The sequence below is a fragment of the Curtobacterium sp. KBS0715 genome, from assembly GCF_005938005.2.
GTDB classification, from domain to species: Bacteria; Actinomycetota; Actinomycetes; order Actinomycetales; family Microbacteriaceae; genus Curtobacterium; species Curtobacterium flaccumfaciens.
The window spans coordinates 2,216,016-2,233,695 of sequence record NZ_VCCA02000001.1 but is presented as its reverse complement, the minus strand read 5'-3'; the positions used below and the strand labels follow the sequence as shown (position 1 = coordinate 2,233,695).

The 17,680-nt window shown below is 69.9% G+C and carries 17 protein-coding genes and 1 tRNA gene; 8 read left to right on the top strand and 10 right to left on the bottom strand.

What is annotated here, in order from left to right; translation table 11 throughout:
* Positions 1-17: 17 nt before the first annotated feature.
* The 6 genes from FFG40_RS10655 to FFG40_RS10630 are packed head-to-tail and all read right to left on the bottom strand — an operon-like array spanning position 18 to position 7,263.
* On the bottom strand, positions 18-248 hold the full coding sequence (locus FFG40_RS10655; RefSeq protein ID WP_071247975.1) for a tautomerase family protein: 231 nt from the start codon (positions 246-248) through the stop codon (positions 18-20).
* Positions 248-4,027 (bottom strand): amino acid adenylation domain-containing protein, encoded by a 3,780-nt coding sequence (locus tag FFG40_RS10650; RefSeq protein ID WP_260678913.1) that lies wholly within the window; start codon positions 4,025-4,027, stop codon positions 248-250. Before FFG40_RS10650 ends, FFG40_RS10655 begins: the two co-directional genes overlap by 1 nt.
* Positions 4,028-4,053: 26 nt before the next feature.
* A complete protein-coding gene (locus FFG40_RS17300; protein ID WP_071247981.1) occupies positions 4,054-4,968 on the bottom strand; it encodes an EamA family transporter in 915 nt (304 codons plus the stop codon).
* On the bottom strand, positions 4,965-5,654 hold the full coding sequence (gene upp, locus FFG40_RS10640) for a uracil phosphoribosyltransferase (RefSeq protein ID WP_071247985.1): 690 nt from the start codon (positions 5,652-5,654) through the stop codon (positions 4,965-4,967). Before upp ends, FFG40_RS17300 begins: the two co-directional genes overlap by 4 nt.
* A complete protein-coding gene (locus FFG40_RS10635) occupies positions 5,651-6,343 on the bottom strand; it encodes an HAD family hydrolase (protein WP_138803146.1) in 693 nt (230 codons plus the stop codon). Before FFG40_RS10635 ends, upp begins: the two co-directional genes overlap by 4 nt.
* Positions 6,340-7,263 (bottom strand): pseudouridine-5'-phosphate glycosidase, encoded by a 924-nt coding sequence (locus FFG40_RS10630; protein ID WP_138803145.1) that lies wholly within the window; start codon positions 7,261-7,263, stop codon positions 6,340-6,342. Before FFG40_RS10630 ends, FFG40_RS10635 begins: the two co-directional genes overlap by 4 nt.
* A 136-nt stretch (positions 7,264-7,399) precedes the next feature.
* On the opposite strand from FFG40_RS10630, the gene FFG40_RS10625 reads away from it, so the two are divergent.
* A complete protein-coding gene (locus FFG40_RS10625) occupies positions 7,400-7,906 on the top strand; it encodes a MarR family winged helix-turn-helix transcriptional regulator (RefSeq protein WP_138803144.1) in 507 nt (168 codons plus the stop codon).
* Between the two features lie 137 nt (positions 7,907-8,043).
* On the opposite strand, the gene FFG40_RS10620 is transcribed toward FFG40_RS10625, so the two are convergent.
* Positions 8,044-9,015: an SDR family NAD(P)-dependent oxidoreductase gene (locus FFG40_RS10620; RefSeq protein WP_138803143.1), complete on the bottom strand. Its 972-nt coding sequence runs from the start codon at positions 9,013-9,015 to the stop codon at positions 8,044-8,046.
* A 100-nt stretch (positions 9,016-9,115) separates the two neighbouring features.
* On the opposite strand from FFG40_RS10620, the gene FFG40_RS10615 reads away from it, so the two are divergent.
* Entirely contained in the window at positions 9,116-9,955 is an 840-nt protein-coding gene (locus FFG40_RS10615; RefSeq protein WP_138803142.1) for a helix-turn-helix transcriptional regulator, read from the top strand.
* 8 nt (positions 9,956-9,963) lie between these two features.
* Here the strand turns inward: FFG40_RS10615 and FFG40_RS10610 are convergent, their stop codons facing one another.
* Positions 9,964-10,896 carry an AraC family transcriptional regulator gene (locus FFG40_RS10610; protein WP_138803141.1) on the bottom strand — a complete coding sequence of 311 codons (933 nt, stop codon included), beginning with the start codon at positions 10,894-10,896 and terminating at the stop codon, positions 9,964-9,966.
* A 172-nt stretch (positions 10,897-11,068) separates the two neighbouring features.
* Here FFG40_RS10610 and FFG40_RS10605 point away from each other — a divergent pair, with 172 nt between their 5' ends.
* Positions 11,069-11,425, top strand: a complete 357-nt coding sequence (locus FFG40_RS10605) for a putative quinol monooxygenase (protein ID WP_110864707.1) — start codon at positions 11,069-11,071, stop codon at positions 11,423-11,425.
* A 47-nt stretch (positions 11,426-11,472) separates the two neighbouring features.
* Here the strand turns inward: FFG40_RS10605 and FFG40_RS10600 are convergent.
* Positions 11,473-11,545: transfer RNA gene (locus tag FFG40_RS10600), tRNA-Val, on the bottom strand.
* 55 nt (positions 11,546-11,600) lie between these two features.
* Positions 11,601-13,769, bottom strand: coding sequence for a hypothetical protein (locus tag FFG40_RS10595; RefSeq protein WP_138803140.1), 2,169 nt, complete (start codon positions 13,767-13,769; stop codon positions 11,601-11,603).
* A gap of 248 nt (positions 13,770-14,017) precedes the next feature.
* On the opposite strand from FFG40_RS10595, the gene FFG40_RS10590 reads away from it, so the two are divergent.
* The 5 genes from FFG40_RS10590 to FFG40_RS10570 are packed head-to-tail and all read left to right on the top strand — an operon-like array spanning position 14,018 to position 17,675.
* The gene (locus FFG40_RS10590; protein WP_138803139.1) at positions 14,018-14,662 is read left to right on the top strand and encodes a SatD family protein; all 645 of its coding nucleotides are present in this window, start codon (positions 14,018-14,020) and stop codon (positions 14,660-14,662) included.
* The gene (locus FFG40_RS10585) at positions 14,662-15,534 is read left to right on the top strand and encodes a hypothetical protein (protein WP_138803138.1); all 873 of its coding nucleotides are present in this window, start codon (positions 14,662-14,664) and stop codon (positions 15,532-15,534) included. Before FFG40_RS10590 ends, FFG40_RS10585 begins: the two co-directional genes overlap by 1 nt.
* A gap of 43 nt (positions 15,535-15,577) precedes the next feature.
* A complete protein-coding gene (locus FFG40_RS10580) occupies positions 15,578-16,111 on the top strand; it encodes a hypothetical protein (protein WP_138803137.1) in 534 nt (177 codons plus the stop codon).
* A gap of 35 nt (positions 16,112-16,146) precedes the next feature.
* Positions 16,147-17,127: an aldo/keto reductase gene (locus FFG40_RS10575; protein WP_138803136.1), complete on the top strand. Its 981-nt coding sequence runs from the start codon at positions 16,147-16,149 to the stop codon at positions 17,125-17,127.
* Complete coding sequence (locus tag FFG40_RS10570; RefSeq protein ID WP_138803135.1) at positions 17,124-17,675, top strand: hypothetical protein; 552 nt, start codon at positions 17,124-17,126, stop codon at positions 17,673-17,675. Before FFG40_RS10575 ends, FFG40_RS10570 begins: the two co-directional genes overlap by 4 nt.
* Positions 17,676-17,680: the final 5 nt, after the last annotated feature.

The following is a 17,680-nucleotide window of genomic DNA, read 5'->3' as shown; positions in this document are numbered from 1 at the left end:
GCCGCCGCCCCTGGCCGTCACATGGAGTAGCCCGGTTTGCGGACGAGGTCTTCGTGGCGCGGAAGGATCTCGACGTCGAACACGTCGGCCTTCCAAGCGTCCTCCGGAACGCCGATCTCGTCGACGGACACAGCGCTCGGCGAGGTTCCGAGGATGTCCACCGCGACGGTCTCGAGGGCAGCCGCGAGACGCTGCCGTTGGTCATCGGTGAGCTCTGGGTGGAAGTGCCAGATCTTGAAGTGGGGCATCAACCCTCCTGCAGTTGTCGGTCGCCGAGCAGTTCGGCGATGATCGCTGCCGTCCGGTCACGGAGGATCGTGTAGTGGTCGACGGGGAGGTGGCAGAGCCGACCAGCGTCTTCGAGGGTCGTCTCCGTTGCTCGGAGGAACGACGGGCTGTCCCCGGTGGCGGTGAACACTTCCATGCTCTCCAGCAGCCCGGTGACGTCCGGGGCTGGCGCTGCCCGGAACTGGAACGTGGTCGATGCGACCCGGAGGATCCTCCTTGCGAGTTCGGTGTCGAGATCGGGCCGCCATGCCTGCAACGCGGCAAGGAAGTGCCCCTCGTCGGTGATCGTGTCCAGGCGTCCAGACGCGTCGGCGTCCGGGAGCCGCCCGAGGAAGACGGAGTACGCCATCCTGAGGAAGTACGGGTCAGTGAACCGGTCGCCGGGGGTGACGTGGAGCCCCGGAACGAACGGTGAACCCGGAGCGACGAGGATGAGCCGACTGATCGTGCGTCCTCCCCGCTGCAGGGCGGCGGCAACGGTGGTCGCGACTCGAGCGCCGAACGAGTAGCCGGCGAGGGTCAGGTCCTGGTCGGGGAACGCTCCGCCGAGGAGCGCGACGTCCCGGTCGACCATCTCCTGCAGCGTCGGGTACGGGGTCTCTCCGACGTTCAGCCCATGGGTTTGGACGGCGTAGACGGCGAACTCCGAAGACAGGTGCTTCGCCAGCGCGCGGAGGTTCATCGGGTAGCCACCGAGGCCCGGCCAGATGATGCAGGGCTGCCCTGGGCCGTCGGCGAGTTTGATCAGCCTGGACGTGGGCGGGTCGGCGCTCAGCGCCGCGGCAAGGGCGCGGACCGTGGGCCGCTCGAAGACGGTCTGCACCGGGAGCGTCCCTCGGAGTTCCCGGTTGATGCGGTTGATCAGTTGCACCGCGTCGAGGGAGTTCCCACCGACGTCGAAGAAGTCCGCTGTGACGGAGTGCTGCTCGGCGCCGAGTACCTCGTTCCAGAGGGTGAGGATGCGCCCCTCGACGTCGCTTCCTGGTGGAACCGTTTCCACCGCGGGTGCGACGGTCGTTTCCATCGTGGTGATGAGCGCGGATCGATCGTGCTTCCCGCTGTTGGACACGGGGATGCTGTCGGTGACGGTGACCCGTGACGGCACCATGTAGTACGGGAGGGTCTTCCGGAGATCGTCGCGGAGGATCTCCTCCGGACCGCGCGTGTGCACGGAGTCTTCACGCATGCCGACCGACTCGACCTGCCCGTCGGACACCGCCCCGGCGACAGCGAAGTACATCAGAGGGTCACCTCCGACGATGCTCCGGTAGCGAACAGCGGATGGCAGGTCACGTCCCGTCATCGATGAGTACCCCGCCGACATCAGTCCGATGTTCGATGAGTTCATCTGCAGCCGTTGCAGGGTTCGACCGAGTTCCACGAAACCACGCCAGCCTGCTCCGGCGGGCACTGACATCGCCACTCCGAAACTGGACCGGTCGTACGTTTCCTGGTTGATGGCGATGACGTGCCGTCGTTCGATGACGTCCGCGCTCACACGTTCCAGGCCGTTCGGCCCGACATCGTAGGTTCCGGCGCGTCCGTCGGTGACGTTGCTGTGGAGCTGCACTGTCGTCCGCACCGGGAAGTCGTCCGGAGCCGGCCGTTCCGTGTGGAGGTCGATGACGGCGGTGCAGACCCGGTGGGTGTCGGAGATCCGCGGATCTTGCACCGGGGTGCGGTGGTTGGTGAAGTAGCCGAGCTCGGCGGACGCGTGGTCGAGGAGGCCAGCAATGTGCCCTGCTTCGAAGTGCAGCACCTCGTCGACGTTCGTGGCGTACACCGCTTCGATCGCGTCGCGGTCACCGACGAGCTGCACGCGGATGAGTCCGGGTGCTGTCTCGGTGGGCGCTGCTCCGACCTGCTGGAGCGCGTGGGTGTCGGGGTGGTACTCGTGGAGTCCGTCGTCGATACCGTCGACGCCGACGACCTCGAGGTAGATGGTGGTGGCGTTGAGGGCGCCAGGGGACGCGTATGCGTACTTGGGAAGGAGCCGTTCACTGCTGCTGAACGGCCCGAACCAGCGGAGCAAGTGTCCGATGCGTTCGACGTTCATCGGCGCGGGCGGCACGGCCGGTTCCGGTTGCCGGGAGTCGGCGATGAACGTGGCGATGTCGTCCTTGGTTAGGTCGCCGCCGTCGAAGAAGCGGTACGTCTTCCGGGCGAACGCCGTCTTCCGCTGTTCGGGGGTGCCGTTCGCGGTGGGAAGGGCGGTTTCGTCCGATGGCGAGTGGGCGCTGTCGCGCTTGAGCGCGGCGAGTTGTGCCCGGACTTGGTCGTGTCCCTTCTTCGACCGGTGATGCTGTCCAGCACGGTCGGCGTCCATGACCGCGGCCTCTTCCGGGTCGAGTTCCACGAACGCGGCGAGGCGCGCGAGGCCGTCGCGTGGGTCGGTCCAGGGGACGACCGCGGCGGAGCGCACCCAGTGATGCTGTTCGATGGCGAGGCGGACTTCTTCCGTCTCCACACGGTGGCCGTTGATCTTCACCTGGTCGTCCACGCGGCCGTGGAAGTGCAGGTCCCCGTTCGGGTGCTGGGCGACGAGGTCCCCGGTGACGTACACGCGCGTGCGTTCCCCATCGACGTCGATGTCGATGAACCGTTCCGCTGTTCGCTCCGGGTCGTTCTTGTACCCGGATGCGACCTGGGGGCCTCCGATGACGAGCTCACCGACGTCTCCGGCGGCGACGGGTCGGCGTGCGTCGTCCAGGACATGGATGGTGCAGCCGGGTACCGGCTGTCCGATCGTGATCACCGACTGGACATCGTCGATGTCGCGTGGGCCTACCCGGTGGAAGGTGGCGTTGATCGTCGTCTCGGTCGGGCCGTACAGGTTGATGAGCGCCGCGCGGGGTACCGCGTCGACGAGCTCTCGCGCGTCAGCGTTCGTCAACGCCTCGCCGCCGCTGAACACGTGGGTGAGCGTGTCGTTGGCGGTGAACGACGGCTCTCGGACGAGTGCGCGCCACAGTGTTGGAACGCACTGCAGATGCGTGACCCGTTGGGCGTGGACGAACTGCGCGATCCGTGCCGGGTCTCTGTGGATACCGGCGGGGCCGATGATGATGGTTCCGCCGGTGGCGTTTGCGAGGAGTTCCCACTGCGCGGCATCGAAACTCGTCGGCGTCTTGAGGAGGACGCGGGAGCTGCTGAGTGTCATCTCCTGGGCGAGCCACCGCATCTGGTGGCTGATCGCCCGATGCGGAACCACGACGCCCTTCGGCTTCCCGGTTGAACCGGACGTGAAGATCACGTACGCGGGTCCGGCGGGATTCGAGATGTGCTGGTCCGCCGTCGGGTTGACGGTTGACAGAGCGTGGTCGCCCGTCTTGTGCACCCGCACGGTGTCCGGCGTCAACCTCCGGACGGCCGCGCCGGATCGCTCATCGGTGATGACGTGCTCGAGCTTCGAGTGGTTGATCATGTACCGGATGCGTTCCGCGGGGTAGTCCACAGCCAATGGGACGTACGCGGCGCCGGCGAGGAGGACACCCCAGGCCGCGGTGATGAGTCCGGCACCCGGTTCCAGGAAGAGCCCCACGGCATCGCCGGGGCGGACACCGGACTTCATGAGATGCGTCGCCTGTGCGTGCGCATGTGTCCACAGATCCGCGAAGGTGACGGTGGTGTCACCGTCGATGACCGCAGCGTTCCGAGGATTCTCCTCGACTGCGGCTCGCAGCAGTGCGGTGAGTGTCTCTGCGTCCCCAGATGCAGCGACCGATGTGAGTGTTGCCATCAGATTCCCCTTCCTGACGGTGGTGCTTACGAGATGGCTTGGCGCAGAGCGGCGCGTGGCTTGTACGCCGGTGTCAGCTGCCCGCCGAGCGAGCCGCCGAGCGCGACGACGAACCCGATGATCTGCACGGGGGTGAGTGCCTGCCCGAGGACGACCCAGCCGAGGACGGCTGCGGTGACCGGGCTGAGGACACCGAGGAGTGCGATGCCGGTGGGAGCGAGGGTCCGAGCCCCTCGGAACCACAGGCTGTACGCGAGCGCCCCGCCGACGAAGGTCAGCCATGCGTACCCCACGAGGCCGCCCGTTGTCGGGTCCCACGGCCCCCGGTCGAAGACAGGGATGAGCGGGATGATGGCAGCACCACCGACGATGAGCTGCCAGGCAGTGGAGTTCAGCGGATGTGTGTTCGGTGGGGTGCCCCACCGACGGGTGAGGAGGATGCCGGACGCCATCGACACGGTGCCGAGAACGGACGCGCCGAAGCCGAGCAGGTCGAACGACGCTCCCCCGGTCACGGACACCAGGGACACTCCGAGGAGGGCGACGATGCCCCACAGCAGGTGTGCCAGCGACGGTCTCCCCCATCGAAGCATCAGCGTCAACGCGATGATGATGAGGGGTTGCAGTGCGCCGACGACCGACGCGAGTCCGCCGGGAAGGCGGTACGCGGCGATGAACAGCAGCGGGAAGAAGCAGCCGATGTTGAGCATTCCGAGGACCGCGGTCCGGAGTCGCCAGCCACGAGGCGGGATGCCGGGCCGCATCGCCAGCAGCAGCAGCCCCGCCGGCAGCGCGCGGAGGACGCTGGCGGTCATCGGGTGGGCGGCGGGGAGCAGCTGGGTGGTCACGACGTAGGTGGTTCCCCAGACGATGGGTGCCACTGCGGCTGCCGCGGTGATGCCAGCGACACCGATGGCTGGCGTGTTCGCGGGGGCGGTCATCGGTACGTTCCGTAGTACCTGTCGCCGAAGTCTCCGATACCGGGACGCATGAACGCCTGTTCGGTGAGCCCCTCGTCGATGAAGCTCGTGACGACGCGGATCTCCGGGTACTCGTCGAAGAGCCTCTCGAGCGCCTCAGGGCAGGTGAGGAAGTTGACGAGGATGATGTCCGCTGGCCGGACGCCGGCAGCAGCGAGGACGCTGACCGCCATCTTCACTGTGCCCGCGGTCGCCATCATCGGGTCGAGGAGGAGCACCTCGCTGCCGGCGAGGCCGTCCGGCAGCTTGCTCCAGTGGAAGACGGGGACCTTCCGGTCGGGGTCCCTCTGGATGAGGATCTTCCCCAGCCGCGCATCCGGGACGATCGCCCGCAGCTCCGCTTCGAGGGCGTCGCCTGCCCGTGGCACCGACACGGCGAAGGTCTCCTGCTGGACTCGGCGGCGTCCGGGGAACGGAGCGCCGATGGGAGTGGTCGGGGTGCTGTCCGTGTGTTGCAGCCTGCCGAGTGCGTCCTCGAGGAGGAGCCGCATGATCCGTTGCGTTGTGAGGACGAACTCCAGATGGGTGGCGTCGGCGTCCCGCGCTGCCGCGTGCAGGGTCAGGAGGGCGTCAGTGCGGGCGAGTTCGTGGACCTGACGGCCAGCTCCTGTCGGCCGGTCGAGCGTTTCGGTGCTGTGGTTGCTCACGAGTGGACCGCATCCTTCGCAGTGGAGTCGAAGGCGAGCGCCGATGCGACCGCCGGGAAGTTGTTCGCGATGAAGGTGGGGTGCAGGGCTGCCATCGCCGCTGCGCTGGTCGCCCCGTAGGTCACCCCGATGGACCGCATGGGGACCGCGTTGGCCATGTGGATGTCGTCGGCGGTGTCCCCGACCATCACTGCCGCAACCGGGTTCGCGGAGAGCAACTGCAAGGCGTGCTGGCCAGCGTCCGCCGCGGGTTTCGGGGTTCGGACGTCGTCAGCGCCGACGATGACGTCGAAGAACGGAAGGAGGCCGGCCGAGTCGAGAATCAGTTCCGCGGCACCGTGGTTCTTGCTGGTGACGATGGCGAGCTGCTTCCCGTCCGCTGCCAGCGCCGCGACGCCGGCGGCGACGTCGGGGAACAGCAGGTTCTTCGCGTTCGGGACGATGTCGCGCCGGTAGTGGTCCTGGTACGCGGCGGTGACAGCGGTCGTCACCGGGTCGTCTTCGTCCCGGTTGACGAGCTTCCCGCACAGTGCCGGCAACGGTCTGCCGATCAGCGGGATGATGCTGGCGAGGTCCAGTTCCGTACCGGTGGTGTCGACGACCGCCGCGCGAAGCGCGACCGCGATGGCGGGAGGGGTGTTGATGAGTGTGCCGTCGAGGTCGAACAGGACCACTTCGACCGCGTTCACGACCGCGGCTCCCTCGTTGCTTCGGCGTACGCGACTGCTGTCTCCGCGCCGATCGTGGTGGTGCTGATGAGGACGGCCGCGTTCGCTGTGCTCGCCCGCCCCTGCGTCGCGACGTCCACCGCGTCGAGGAGGTACCGGGTGACGCGTTGCCCGCTGATGCGTTCCGATGCCACCCGGAGGAGCGCTTCGTCGATGGCTGCGTCGACCTCGGCGGATGGCAGTGCGTCCGCTTCGGGGATCGGGTGCGTGACGAGGACCGCCCCGCTGTCCCGCATCGACCAGTGGCTGAGTGCTGTTCGCACGATCTCTGACATGTCGTCGGCTCGGTGTGGCACCGGGAGGCCACTGGAAACGCAGTAGAACGCCGGGAATTCATCGGACCGGTAGCCCACGACGGGGACGCCCGCTGTCTCCAGGTACTCCAAGGTGGCCGGCAGATCCAGGATCTTCTTCGCTCCTGCGGACACGACGATGACCTTGGAGCGCACGAGTTGTGGCAGATCTGCGGAGATGTCGAAGCTCTCGCTCGCACCGCGATGCACGCCGCCGAGCCCCGCAGATGACACGACGGCGATGCCGGCGAGGTCCGCGATGGCCATGGTCGCAGCGATCGTCGTCACGCCGGTGCCGCCGCGTGCCAGGCACGCGCCGAGGTCTCGGGTGGAGAGTTTCGGCAGTGTCGGCGAGGACGCGACCCGTTCGAGTTCCTCTCGGGTGAGGCCGACGCGGACGACACCGTCGAGGACCGCAGTGGTCGCGGGGACGGCGCCAGCCTCCCGCGCCGTTTCCTCCACCCGCAGCGCAGTGTCGAGGTTCCTCGGGTACGCCAGCCCCTGGGCGACGACGTTCGATTCGAGCGCCAGTACGGCAGCACCGTCGGCGAGTGCGTCGGCGACCTCGTCACCGAGGTGCAGTTCCATCGCGCCTCGAGTGGCGCTCCTCGTGTTGTTGCCCATCCGCTCGTCCCCCCATTTCTCTCAACGTCGTACTGTTGAACGTTGGCCAGTATAGGCAGCGTAGGGTTGATGTCAAACAGTTCAACGTGAAGGAGTGTGGATGCCGGACGCTGTCGATCGCGTGCTCGCGCAGTGGGCGAAGGAACGTCCAGAACTCGATGTGAGCCCGATGGCTCTGATCGGACGCATCAGCCGCGCGGAAGCGATCCTTGACAGGCGCATCGCCGCGGTCCTCGCGGAACACGACCTCCTGCCGGGTGAGTTCGACCTGCTCGCAGCGCTGCGCCGCGCCGGCTCACCACACCGGCTGACCGTCGGAGAGGTACTCGCCAGCACGATGGTCACGTCCGGCGCCATCACGAACCGCCTCAACCGGCTGGTCGCGAAAGGGTTCGTGACTCGAGAGACCGACCCCGAGAACCGCCGCAGCGTCATCGTGACCCTCACAACCCAGGGGCTGGCAACCGTCAATGACGCGCTCGTCAGCCACGTCGAGAACGAGCGGACCCTCCTCGCGGCGCTCGACGACGACGAGCAGTCGCAGATGATCGGCCTCCTCAGGAAGTTCCTCGAAGGCCTCGGCGACGTCGACGGCCGTCAGCCGTGACCTGCAGGACCATGCGGACACGACCGAGCTGGCGGACAGAGGCGGTCCGCTAGCCGATCCACTGCCCTCCACCCGCGTGTCGACGTTCCGCCCGGTCGGCCACTCGCTGCTCGCTCGCTGCGACGCTGCGGAGCAACTCAACGCTGGGCCGCAGGCCGCACGACGATCTCGTTCACGTCGACGTCGGGTCGCTCGGCCACCGCGTAGGAGACGGCGCGGGCGATCGCGTCGGCGGAGATCGACTCGGCACGGTAGACGACCATCGCTGCGGCGGCGGAGGCGTCGGTGATGGTTGCGGCGAGCTCGGACACCGTGACTCCCGGTGACACGGTGGTCACACGGATGCCGCGCGGTGACTCCTGACGCAGCCCCTCGGTGATCGCCCGTGCTGCGAACTTCGTGCCGCAGTAGACGGCAGCCGTGGGCGAGACGTCGTAGGCGCCGACGGACGCGATCGTCACGACGTGGCCGGTACCCTGCGCGAGCATGGTGGGCAGGGTAGCCGTGATGCTGTGGAGGAGGCCGCGGACGTTGACGTCGATCATCCTGTCCCACTCGTCGACGAGGCCTGCGGCGAGGGGTGACAGCGGCATCACGCCGGCGTTCGCGACGAGCACGTCGATCCGCCCGAAGCGTGCCCGGGCGGCAGCCGCGAACTCCTGCACCGAGGCGAGGGCGGTGACGTCGAGCGGCACTGCCATCGCCGTACCGCCCGCCCCCTCGATCTCGGTGACGAGCTCGTCGAGCCGGTCGGTGCGCCGGGCCCCGAGCACGACGGGGTGGCCGGCCGCGGCGAGGCGGACGGCCGTCGCGCGTCCGATGCCACTCGAGGCGCCGGTCACGAGGACGACCTTCCGCCGGTGCAGCACCATGCCCGCGTGGTGCAGGACGTCGTCCCTGAAGTCGCCGTCCGCGGTGAAACCGGTGTCGTCTCGGTAGTCGATGTGGTCGCCGTCGACCTCGTAGGTGCCCACGTAGGCCGCCTCATGGTCACCTCGGGCCTCCACGTAACGGCCGTCGGGCCGCAGCTCGTGGCGGATACGACCATCGGCGGTGGCCCAGAGGCCGAGGTAGGGGTGAACGGGCTGGGGTGCGCTGTTGGTGTCCATGCGCCCAGCCTCGACGCCGTGCAGCCCCCGACCATCGCCCTGTCCTGCCGGGGTGCGGCAGGACCAGGGAGGCGCAGTTCCTGCCACCTACCCTGGTCCCGTGCCCGCCGACGACCTCACCCTCGCCGCGTACCTGCGCGCCGTCCGCCGCCGCCTCACCCCGGAGTCGCTTGGGCTGCCAGGTGGCGGTGTCCGACGCGTGCCCGGGCTCCGCCGCGAGGAACTCGCGGTGCTCGGCGGCCTCAGCGTCGACTACTACACACGCCTCGAGCAAGGGCGGGAGGTGAGCCCCGGCGCCGCCGTGCTCGAGGGCATCGCCGACGGGCTCGAGCTCGAGGGCGACGAGCGCGCCCACCTGTTCGCGTTGGCAGGACTGGGTGCTTCCCCGCGAGTCCCCCGCGTGGCGACGTCGGTGACGCCGGCTCTCGGGCAGCTGCTGGACTCGTGGTCGACACACCCCGCCTTCGTGATCGACCCCGCGCACGAGGTCCTCGCCGCGAACGCTCTGGCCCGTGCGGTATACGCACCCTTCGGACGGTTCGACAACCTCGTGCAGATGACCTTCCTCGACCCGACGGCGCGGCACTTCCACGCCGACTGGGCCCGCGCCGCAGACGCAACCGTCGCGAGCCTGCGGGCGGCGACCGCGGAGTTCGGGAGCGACCCGCGCCTCCTCCGTCTCATCGAGGAAGTGAACGACGCCAGCCCGGAGTTCGCCGAACGGTGGAGCACGCAACGGGTACGGCGCAAGACGACCACCGCGAAGCAGTTCGCGCACGGGGAGGTCGGGCGGCTGGAGTTCGACACACACACCTTCGCCGTCGAGGGGTCACCCGGCCTGCAGCTCGTCGTCTACGGCTACGAGGCCGGCTCTGCAACGGCGCGCGCGCTGATCCTGCTCTCCATGGGCGCGGCGAGCACATCGACGATCAGCGAGTAGTGCTCCCGTCAATCGGGGCGCTCACCTGCGCGGGCGACCGTTCGGTACCGCCCGGGCGGGAGCGACCGTTCACGACTGAACGCTCGGCTGAACGCGTAGACGGAGGTGTACCCGACGTCGGCGGCGATCTTCTGGAGGCCGTCGTCGGTGTCACGGAGTCGACGCGCTGCGAGGTCCATCCTCCAGCGGGTGAGGTACTCCCCCGGCGTGGTGCCTGCGAACGTCCGGAAGCGGCGCACCAGCGTCTGCTTCGACGTCGCGATGTCACGTGCGAGCGCCTCGGTCGTCCAGGGGTGACCGGGAGCCTCGTGGATCCTCGTGACAGCCCGCATCAGGAGCGGGTCGCGGAGGACTCCCCACCACGAGGCGCCGGATTCTGGCGAGGAGGCGAGCCAGGTCCGCAGGATCGCGACGAGGAGGACGTCGACGAGACGATCGAGGACGAGGTGGGTCGCGAGGCCGGGACGAGCGAGTTCATGCCCGATGAGTCGGACGATGTCCGCGAGGCTCGCGTCGAGCTGCTGTGCTCGGAGGTGGATCACCGGAGGAAGCAGGGCGAAGACCGGTGTGGATCCAGCGGGGTCGTGCGAGTACGAAGCGCCCAGGATCTGCGTCTGCTCGTCCCCGTCACCCAGGCGCAGGAGGCCACCACCGCGGCGTGCCTCGTCGGCGGCCGCGACGTCGCAGGAGTGGATGCCGACGCCGGGCGCACTGGAGAGCGCATGGGCGGCGCCGGTGGTGAGGACGACGACGTCGCCCGTCGTCATGAGCCTTGGAGCCCCGCCCTCGACCGTCAGGTAGGCGACACCGGCAGTGACCGCGTAGACGACGGCGTCGCGATCCCGGACCCACTCCACGCCCCAGTCTCCGGCAGCCGCGATCCGGGCGCCGGCACTCCCCCGGACTCCGGAGACGTCGAGCACTTCGGAGAGGACGTCCACGTCGACGAAGGTACGCCGGACTTCCCGGATGGACCAGGGAACGATTCCGGATGGTCCTCGCGGACATGAAACTGGTCCTCAGGGTCATTGAACGTCCCACCGGCCGCTCCTAGCGTTGGCGACGTCCGGAGCACTCGTTCGGGACGGCAACGACACGAAGGAAGCAGTCACCATGAGCACGACCGAAGACACCGTCCCCGATGGCCTGATGCCCGCTGACGTCCTGGCCTCGACGACCCCGGTGGCCGTCTACGGGTTCGCCCGCGCCCGGGCCGGCAAGGAGCAGGAACTCGAAGACGCGATCCGCGCGATCATCCCCGCGGTGCGATCCGAGCACGGCTACGAGCAGTACTCGGTGCACACCACGAAGGAGCAGCCCGGGGCGTTCGCGTTCTACGAGCGGTGGTCCTCCGGGGCGGACATCGCGCGCCACGTGCAGCAGCCGCACATGCAGGACTACTTCGGCAAGCTCGCGGACCTCGTCGAAGGCGACCTCGAAGCCGAATGGCTGTCGCCCCTCAGCGACTGACTGATCGCTGGCCGGTCCTGGTGGGAGACCGGCCAGCGGTGGATCGGTGGGCCCTGCCGGGATCGAACCGACGACATCCACGGTGTAAACGTGGCGCTCTACCAGCTGAGCTAAAGGCCCTCACGACGATCCTAGGGCGTCGGCGCTCCATCGTCGTCGAACCCAAGTGGGCACGTCACGACACCCCGCACCGGGGTCGGTCGCAGCGGATCACGAGTCCTTGCACGTCCTCGTCCCGGTCCTCCGACACGCCCCCCGACAGCACGATGGGGGTGTCGTCGGCGCTGAGGCCGATCGCCAGCGTGCTGGTGCCCGACCGTTCGTCCTGCACCGGCGGGATCCGGGCGATCGTCGTCTGCTCGGAGTTGGTGCACCGCGCGTCACGGCACGAGAGCAGTCCCAGAGTGCCGCGTTCCTCGTCACGGACCGCGACGAGTGGCCGCCCCGATCGGTCGATGACGAACGCCGGAAGGAGTCTCGTCGGCCCGTTCGGCGTGATGTCCGTGTGCGACGAAGACGAGCACGACGCATCCGCGCAGAACGTCAGCCGTTGGGTCGAGACACCGTTCGACCGCGCGAGCACGACCGGGTTCCCGTCGCCGCCGATCGCCACCCGCGCGTCGTACGCCTCATCCCACTCCCGGACCGGCTCCCCCGGCGGGATCGCGTGCGACAGGTCGCGGACGACGGGCTGGCCACCGTCCGGACCGAACGACACCAGCCGCAGCGCGGAGAAGGTCGAGTCCTGGTAAGTCTCGGACACCAGCGAGACCACGGCCGTGCCGTCCGTTGCGACGGCGACGTCCACGCCCTGGTGGTCCAGCGGCGGGATCCACGGCATCGCCACCTGCCGAACCGTGTGTTCGACGCAGGACACGTCCTCGCAGAACACGGCGACCAGGTGCGAGCGTCCTTCCGGTTCACCGCCGCGGGCGATCCCGACCACGACCGGCCGGTCGCCGGAACCCGCGATGGCGACGTCCGTCATCCAGTAGCTGACGTGATCCCGGTCTCCGTCGACGATGTCGACGGCAGTGACCGTGGTGCGGCGCCCTTCCGGGCGATCGACGGCCGGCGCCTCGTCGGCGGAGTCGCGCTTCTCCGCCCGTCTCCCCGCGGGCCAGGCGGCACCGTCCGACTTCGGCGCCGCATCGAGTTGGTCCGACCGGGAGTGCACGACTTCGAGCTCGTACTGCTGCGCTTCCTCGCCGTCGAACCGCACCTTCCACTGGGCGGTGAGCAGCCCGCCGTCACCCGCGCTGCCGACCGCGGATCCGAGTGTCCGGCTGGGCATCTCCATGGCCCCGTCACAGGACGCCTGTCGACACATCCGAAGGCTGCTCGGAGGCGTGTACGGCGCACTCACGACAGCGGTCTGCCCCGTGACGTCGGCGACGTCTCCACCGGAGATGGCGCGCGCAGCGACCGACGCGGCGTCGTACTGCACGGCGCCGAGCGGGTTGCTCGAGACGACCACCGCGAACACCACCGCCGGGACGAGCACCGCCGTCGCTCCGACGAGGCCGGGCCTCGCCCGTCGTCCCCCGGCCACCGAGTCCGCCGCCAGCGGTGACCGAAGCCGACCGCCTTCGTTCCGTGTTGCGGCCCCACGCACCGCGATCGCGACGATGACCAGCACCAGACCGGTCACGGCGACGCAGCACCAGGCCACGACCACGCTGCTCCGGAGCACGGACGGCGGCAACAGGCGCAGCAGCACCAGGACGCCGACCCCGAGCACCGTCGTCAGTGTCGCTCCCCCGACGAGCGCACGACGCGGCGTCGCCGTCGCCTCGTGTCCACCACGGACGACGACCCGACCAGATCCCCAGGCACGACGGAAGGCCGATCGACGGGGCACACCGGCCACGAGCAACGCCCAGCCGAGCAGCAGGGGCGCCGCGATGACGGCACCGAGCACCAGCAGCACGACGATCACGACGGCGCCCCATCCACCTGCCCGCCACGACACAGCGGTGGCTGTCCCCGCCGCCACCGCCACCAACGCGACGAGAGCGGCCTCGACGACGAGCCACCGGTGGTGGACCGACCACCGCCAGGCGTCGCGCGGCCCCGCCACCGCGTCGTCTGCGGCCGCGAGCATGACCACGGTGGATGCGGTCACCCCGAAACCGAGCCCGAGCGCCGCGATGACCGTGCCCACGGCGAGCAGGGCCACGGGTACCCCGGCCCCGTCGAGCGCCACGAACGCACCGTTCACCAGGGCGACTCGACCACCGGGGACGCCGAGCAGCAGCACCACCCCGGCCAGCACCAGCCCGGCAGCGAACGGCACGACGAAGGCGAGCACCGCGCGACCCTCGCTCCACGCGATCGACGGCACGGGTGGCGGACCGTACTGCCGCCGCACCGCGGTCTCGGTCGGTCCCGCGCTGGCGACACCCGTCCCCGGTCGTGCACCATCCATCTGCTCGTCCCCCTCCGACAGCGTCCGCCCATGCTGTCAGGTTCGACGCCGGACGTCCAGAAGGTGACATTTCAGCCGCCTGCCCGCGCGGTGGCGAGAGTGGCTGACCCGAATGGTTTAGCCCGAGGCTTACTTTCGACGATATGAAGCTCTAGGCTTAACCCATGCAGTCCGAGTCCGTGATCGCCGTGATCGTCGACCTGGTCGACTCCCGCACGCTCGAGGACCGCTCCGCAGCCCAGCAGGACGTCGAGCACGCCTTCGACAGTACCGCGGACGTCACCGCGCTCGACCCCCTCCGTGCCACGGTGGGCGACGAGTTCCAGGTCATCTACGGCACGCTCACCGACGCCCTCGTGGCGACGACGGCCGCGACCCTCGCACTCCCCCCGACCGTGCAGATCCGCCTCGGCCTCGGCCGAGGGCAGGTCCGGACGATCGGCACCGGCGGCGCCGGCCCGCTGCAGGACGGCCCGGGCTGGTGGTCGGCGCGGGACGCCATCAACGAGACCCACCGGCGCGAGGACGGCCGGACCGCGTTCCTGCGGTCCTGGTACCACGACGCCGACGACCGCCACGGAACGACGGAGCGACTCGTGAACGCCTACTTCCTCAGCCGCGACCACGTCGTCTCGCGACTCGCACCCCGCGCCCGCCGGATCGCACTCGGTCTGGTGCAGGGCCGGACGCAGGCACAGATCGCCGCGGACGAGGGGATCACCCCGTCGGCGGTGTCCCAGTCCGTGCAGAAGTCGGGCGTCGCCGCCCTGGTCGAGGGCCTGCGTGTCCTCGGGGACGGGGGCCGCTGATGCTCGCCGGAGTCCTCCTGACCCTCGTCGGGCTCGCCGACGTCGTCCGCGCACGGACCGGGACCGACGCGGCACCACGGCGCGTGCTGACCACCACGGTGATCGTCCTGCTCTGGGCCGCCGTGGCGACTGTGGCGGTGCTCGGCCTCGGCCTCGCGGTCTGGTCGGTGCTGGTCGCGGTCGTCCTCGCAGCCCTGTGGGTCGCGACGACGATCCCGGTGCGGTCCGGCGGTGCACCCGGCGGTCGCGATCGGGCACTCCCCTGGCTCCGACGCTCGGGATCCTGGCCGGCCGTCCTGCTCGCGGTCGCCGTCGCCGTGCTGCTGCTCTGGGTACCGGCTGCTGACGCGTCCGGCTTCGTGGTCGACTGGCACCGTGACGCCGGCCCGGCGTTCGTCGGAGCGGTGCCGCTCGCGGCGCTCGTCGCCGGCATCGGGTCCGCACTGTTCCTGGTCGACTCGGCCAACGTGGTCGTCGCCCAGGCGCTGCCGCCGGGACTGTCGCCCGACGCACGGCCCGGTGCCGTGGCGGCCGAACCGACCCGCCGGAAGCGCTTCGACCGGCGCCGCACCACCCGGGCGCGCGGAGCCGACGGGACCGCAGACGCCGACGCCGACACGGACGGCACGGTCACCCTCAAGGGCGGGCGCATGATCGGCCCGATCGAGCGCCTGCTGCTCGCCGGGTTCTCGTTGGCCGGCGCCTTCCCCGTCGTGGCGGCGCTGATCGCCGCGAAGGGGATCGTCCGCTTCCCCGAGATCCGCCGCGAGACGACCGGGTACCAGGCCGAGTACTTCCTGATCGGCAGCCTGGTGAGCTGGGCGATGGCCTTCGCCGCCGCCGGCATGTGCTGGTTGCTGGCACTGGGCTGACGAACGCACCCCGCCCCCGATCACCGCAGGTACGCTCTCCCCCGTGAACGGTGTCGGAGTCGGTGTCCTCGACGAAGCCGGGCGGCTCCGCCTGCTCGGCGCCGGTGTGACGGGCGCGGCCTTCGCCGTCGTCCTGGTCATGCTGGTCCTGTCCTCGTGGACCGAGGCGACCACCGCCGTCCTGGTCTCGGTCGGCATCCCGACCGCTGGGGCGGGTGCCGCGATCGCCGTCGTCCTGCAGCGCCGCGCCTGGCGCGCCGAGGGCGGCTACGAACGGTCGATCGTCGTGCGCGAGTGGATCGCCGACGGCCAGGTGCCCGACGGTGTGCCGGCGGACCAGTGGATCCCGCTCGTGCAGGCCCAGGCCGACCGCGAGGGTGCCGGCTGGGGCAAGGTCGTCCTCGGCGTCCTGTGGATCGCGATGACGTGGTCGATGCGCGACCAGCACGGCACGCTCATCACGACGATGCTCATCCTGCTGTGGAGCGCGATGGCCCTGTGGGCAGCCGTCTGGGTCATCCCCCGCGCCCGGGCAGCGCGAGCGCTGCTGCGCCGCGGCGTCTCGACGATCGGCTGAACCCCGCCCGTGCGCCTCTGACTACGCTCGGACCCATGCAGAGTCGCACCCTCGGCCGCACCGGCCGCTCCGTCTCCCCCATCGGCCTCGGCACCTGGCAGTTCGGCGGTGACTGGGGTCCCGTCTCCGAAGCCGACGCGAACGCGGTCATGGACGCCTCCGTCGAGTCGGGCGTCACCCTGTTCGACACCGCCGACGTCTACGGCGACGGCCGGAGCGAGCAGCTCATCGGCGCGTGGCGTGCTGCGAACCCCGACCTGCCGCTGACGATCACCACGAAGATGGGTCGTCGCGCCGACCAGGTCCCCGAGAACTACGTCGCCGCGAACTTCCGCGAGTGGGTGGACCGCTCGCGGAAGAACCTCGGGCAGGACACCCTCGACCTCGTGCAGCTGCACTGCCCGCCGACCCCGGTCTACGAGGACGACGCTGTCTACGACGCCCTCGACGCGCTCGTCGCCGACGGCTCGGTCGCCGCCTACGGCGTCAGCGTCGAGACCGCCGACCAGGCCCTCACCGCGATCGCCCGGCCCGGCGTCGCGAGCGTCCAGATCATCCTCAACGCGTTCCGCCTCAAGCCGCTCGACCGCGTGCTGCCGGCCGCCCTGGAGGCAGGGGTCGGCATCCTGGCGCGCGTCCCGTTGGCCTCGGGGCTGCTCTCGGGCAAGTACACGACCGACACGTCGTTCGCCGAGGGCGACCACCGCAACTACAACCGCCACGGCGAGGCCTTCGACCAGGGCGAGACCTTCAGCGGCGTCGACTACGACGACGGCGTGCGCGCCGCGCAGACCTTCGCAGCGTCCCTGCCGGACGCCGTCTCGGTCCCGCAGGCTGCGCTCGCGTGGATCATCGCGCAGGACGGCGTCACCGCAGCGATCCCCGGCGCGCGCAACCCGGAGCAGGCGCGCTCGAACGCCGCCGCCGGCGACCTGCCGCCGATCGAGGGGCTGGACGCCACCGTGCACGACCTGTACGAAACGTGGTTCCGCGCGAGCGTCCACGACCGCTGGTGAGACGCCGGAGCGTCGCGGTCGCGGTGGCCGCACTCCTGCTGCTGTCCGGGTGCGCCGCATCCGGACCGGCCACCGTCCGCGACGCTCCGCCCTGGCCACGGCCGACCGACCTGACGGCCCGCGCCGAGTCCGCAGGGCTCCGGAACGTCTGGGGCGAACGGCTGGCCGAGCACGTGCACACGCACCTGACGATCCTGGACGGCGACGAACCGGTTACCGTCCCGGCGAACGTCGGGCACTCGGACAGCCGGAAGTTCGCCGCCGAGATCCACACGCACGACACCTCGGGCATCGTGCACGTCGAGTCCCCGACGGAGCAGACGTTCACGCTCGGGCAGTTCTTCGACGAATGGGGCGTCTCGCTCGGTCCGGAGCACGTCGGTGGCCTGCGCGGCGAACTGACGGTGTGGGTCGACGGGCACCGGAGGATCGGCAACCCGCGCTCGATCGAGCTCACGGACCTGCGCCAGGTCGTCCTCGTCGTCACGACCGTCGGCGAGGTCCCGCACCTGCCGGCGCCCTTCGACTGGCCGCCGCAGTACGACTAGCGCCG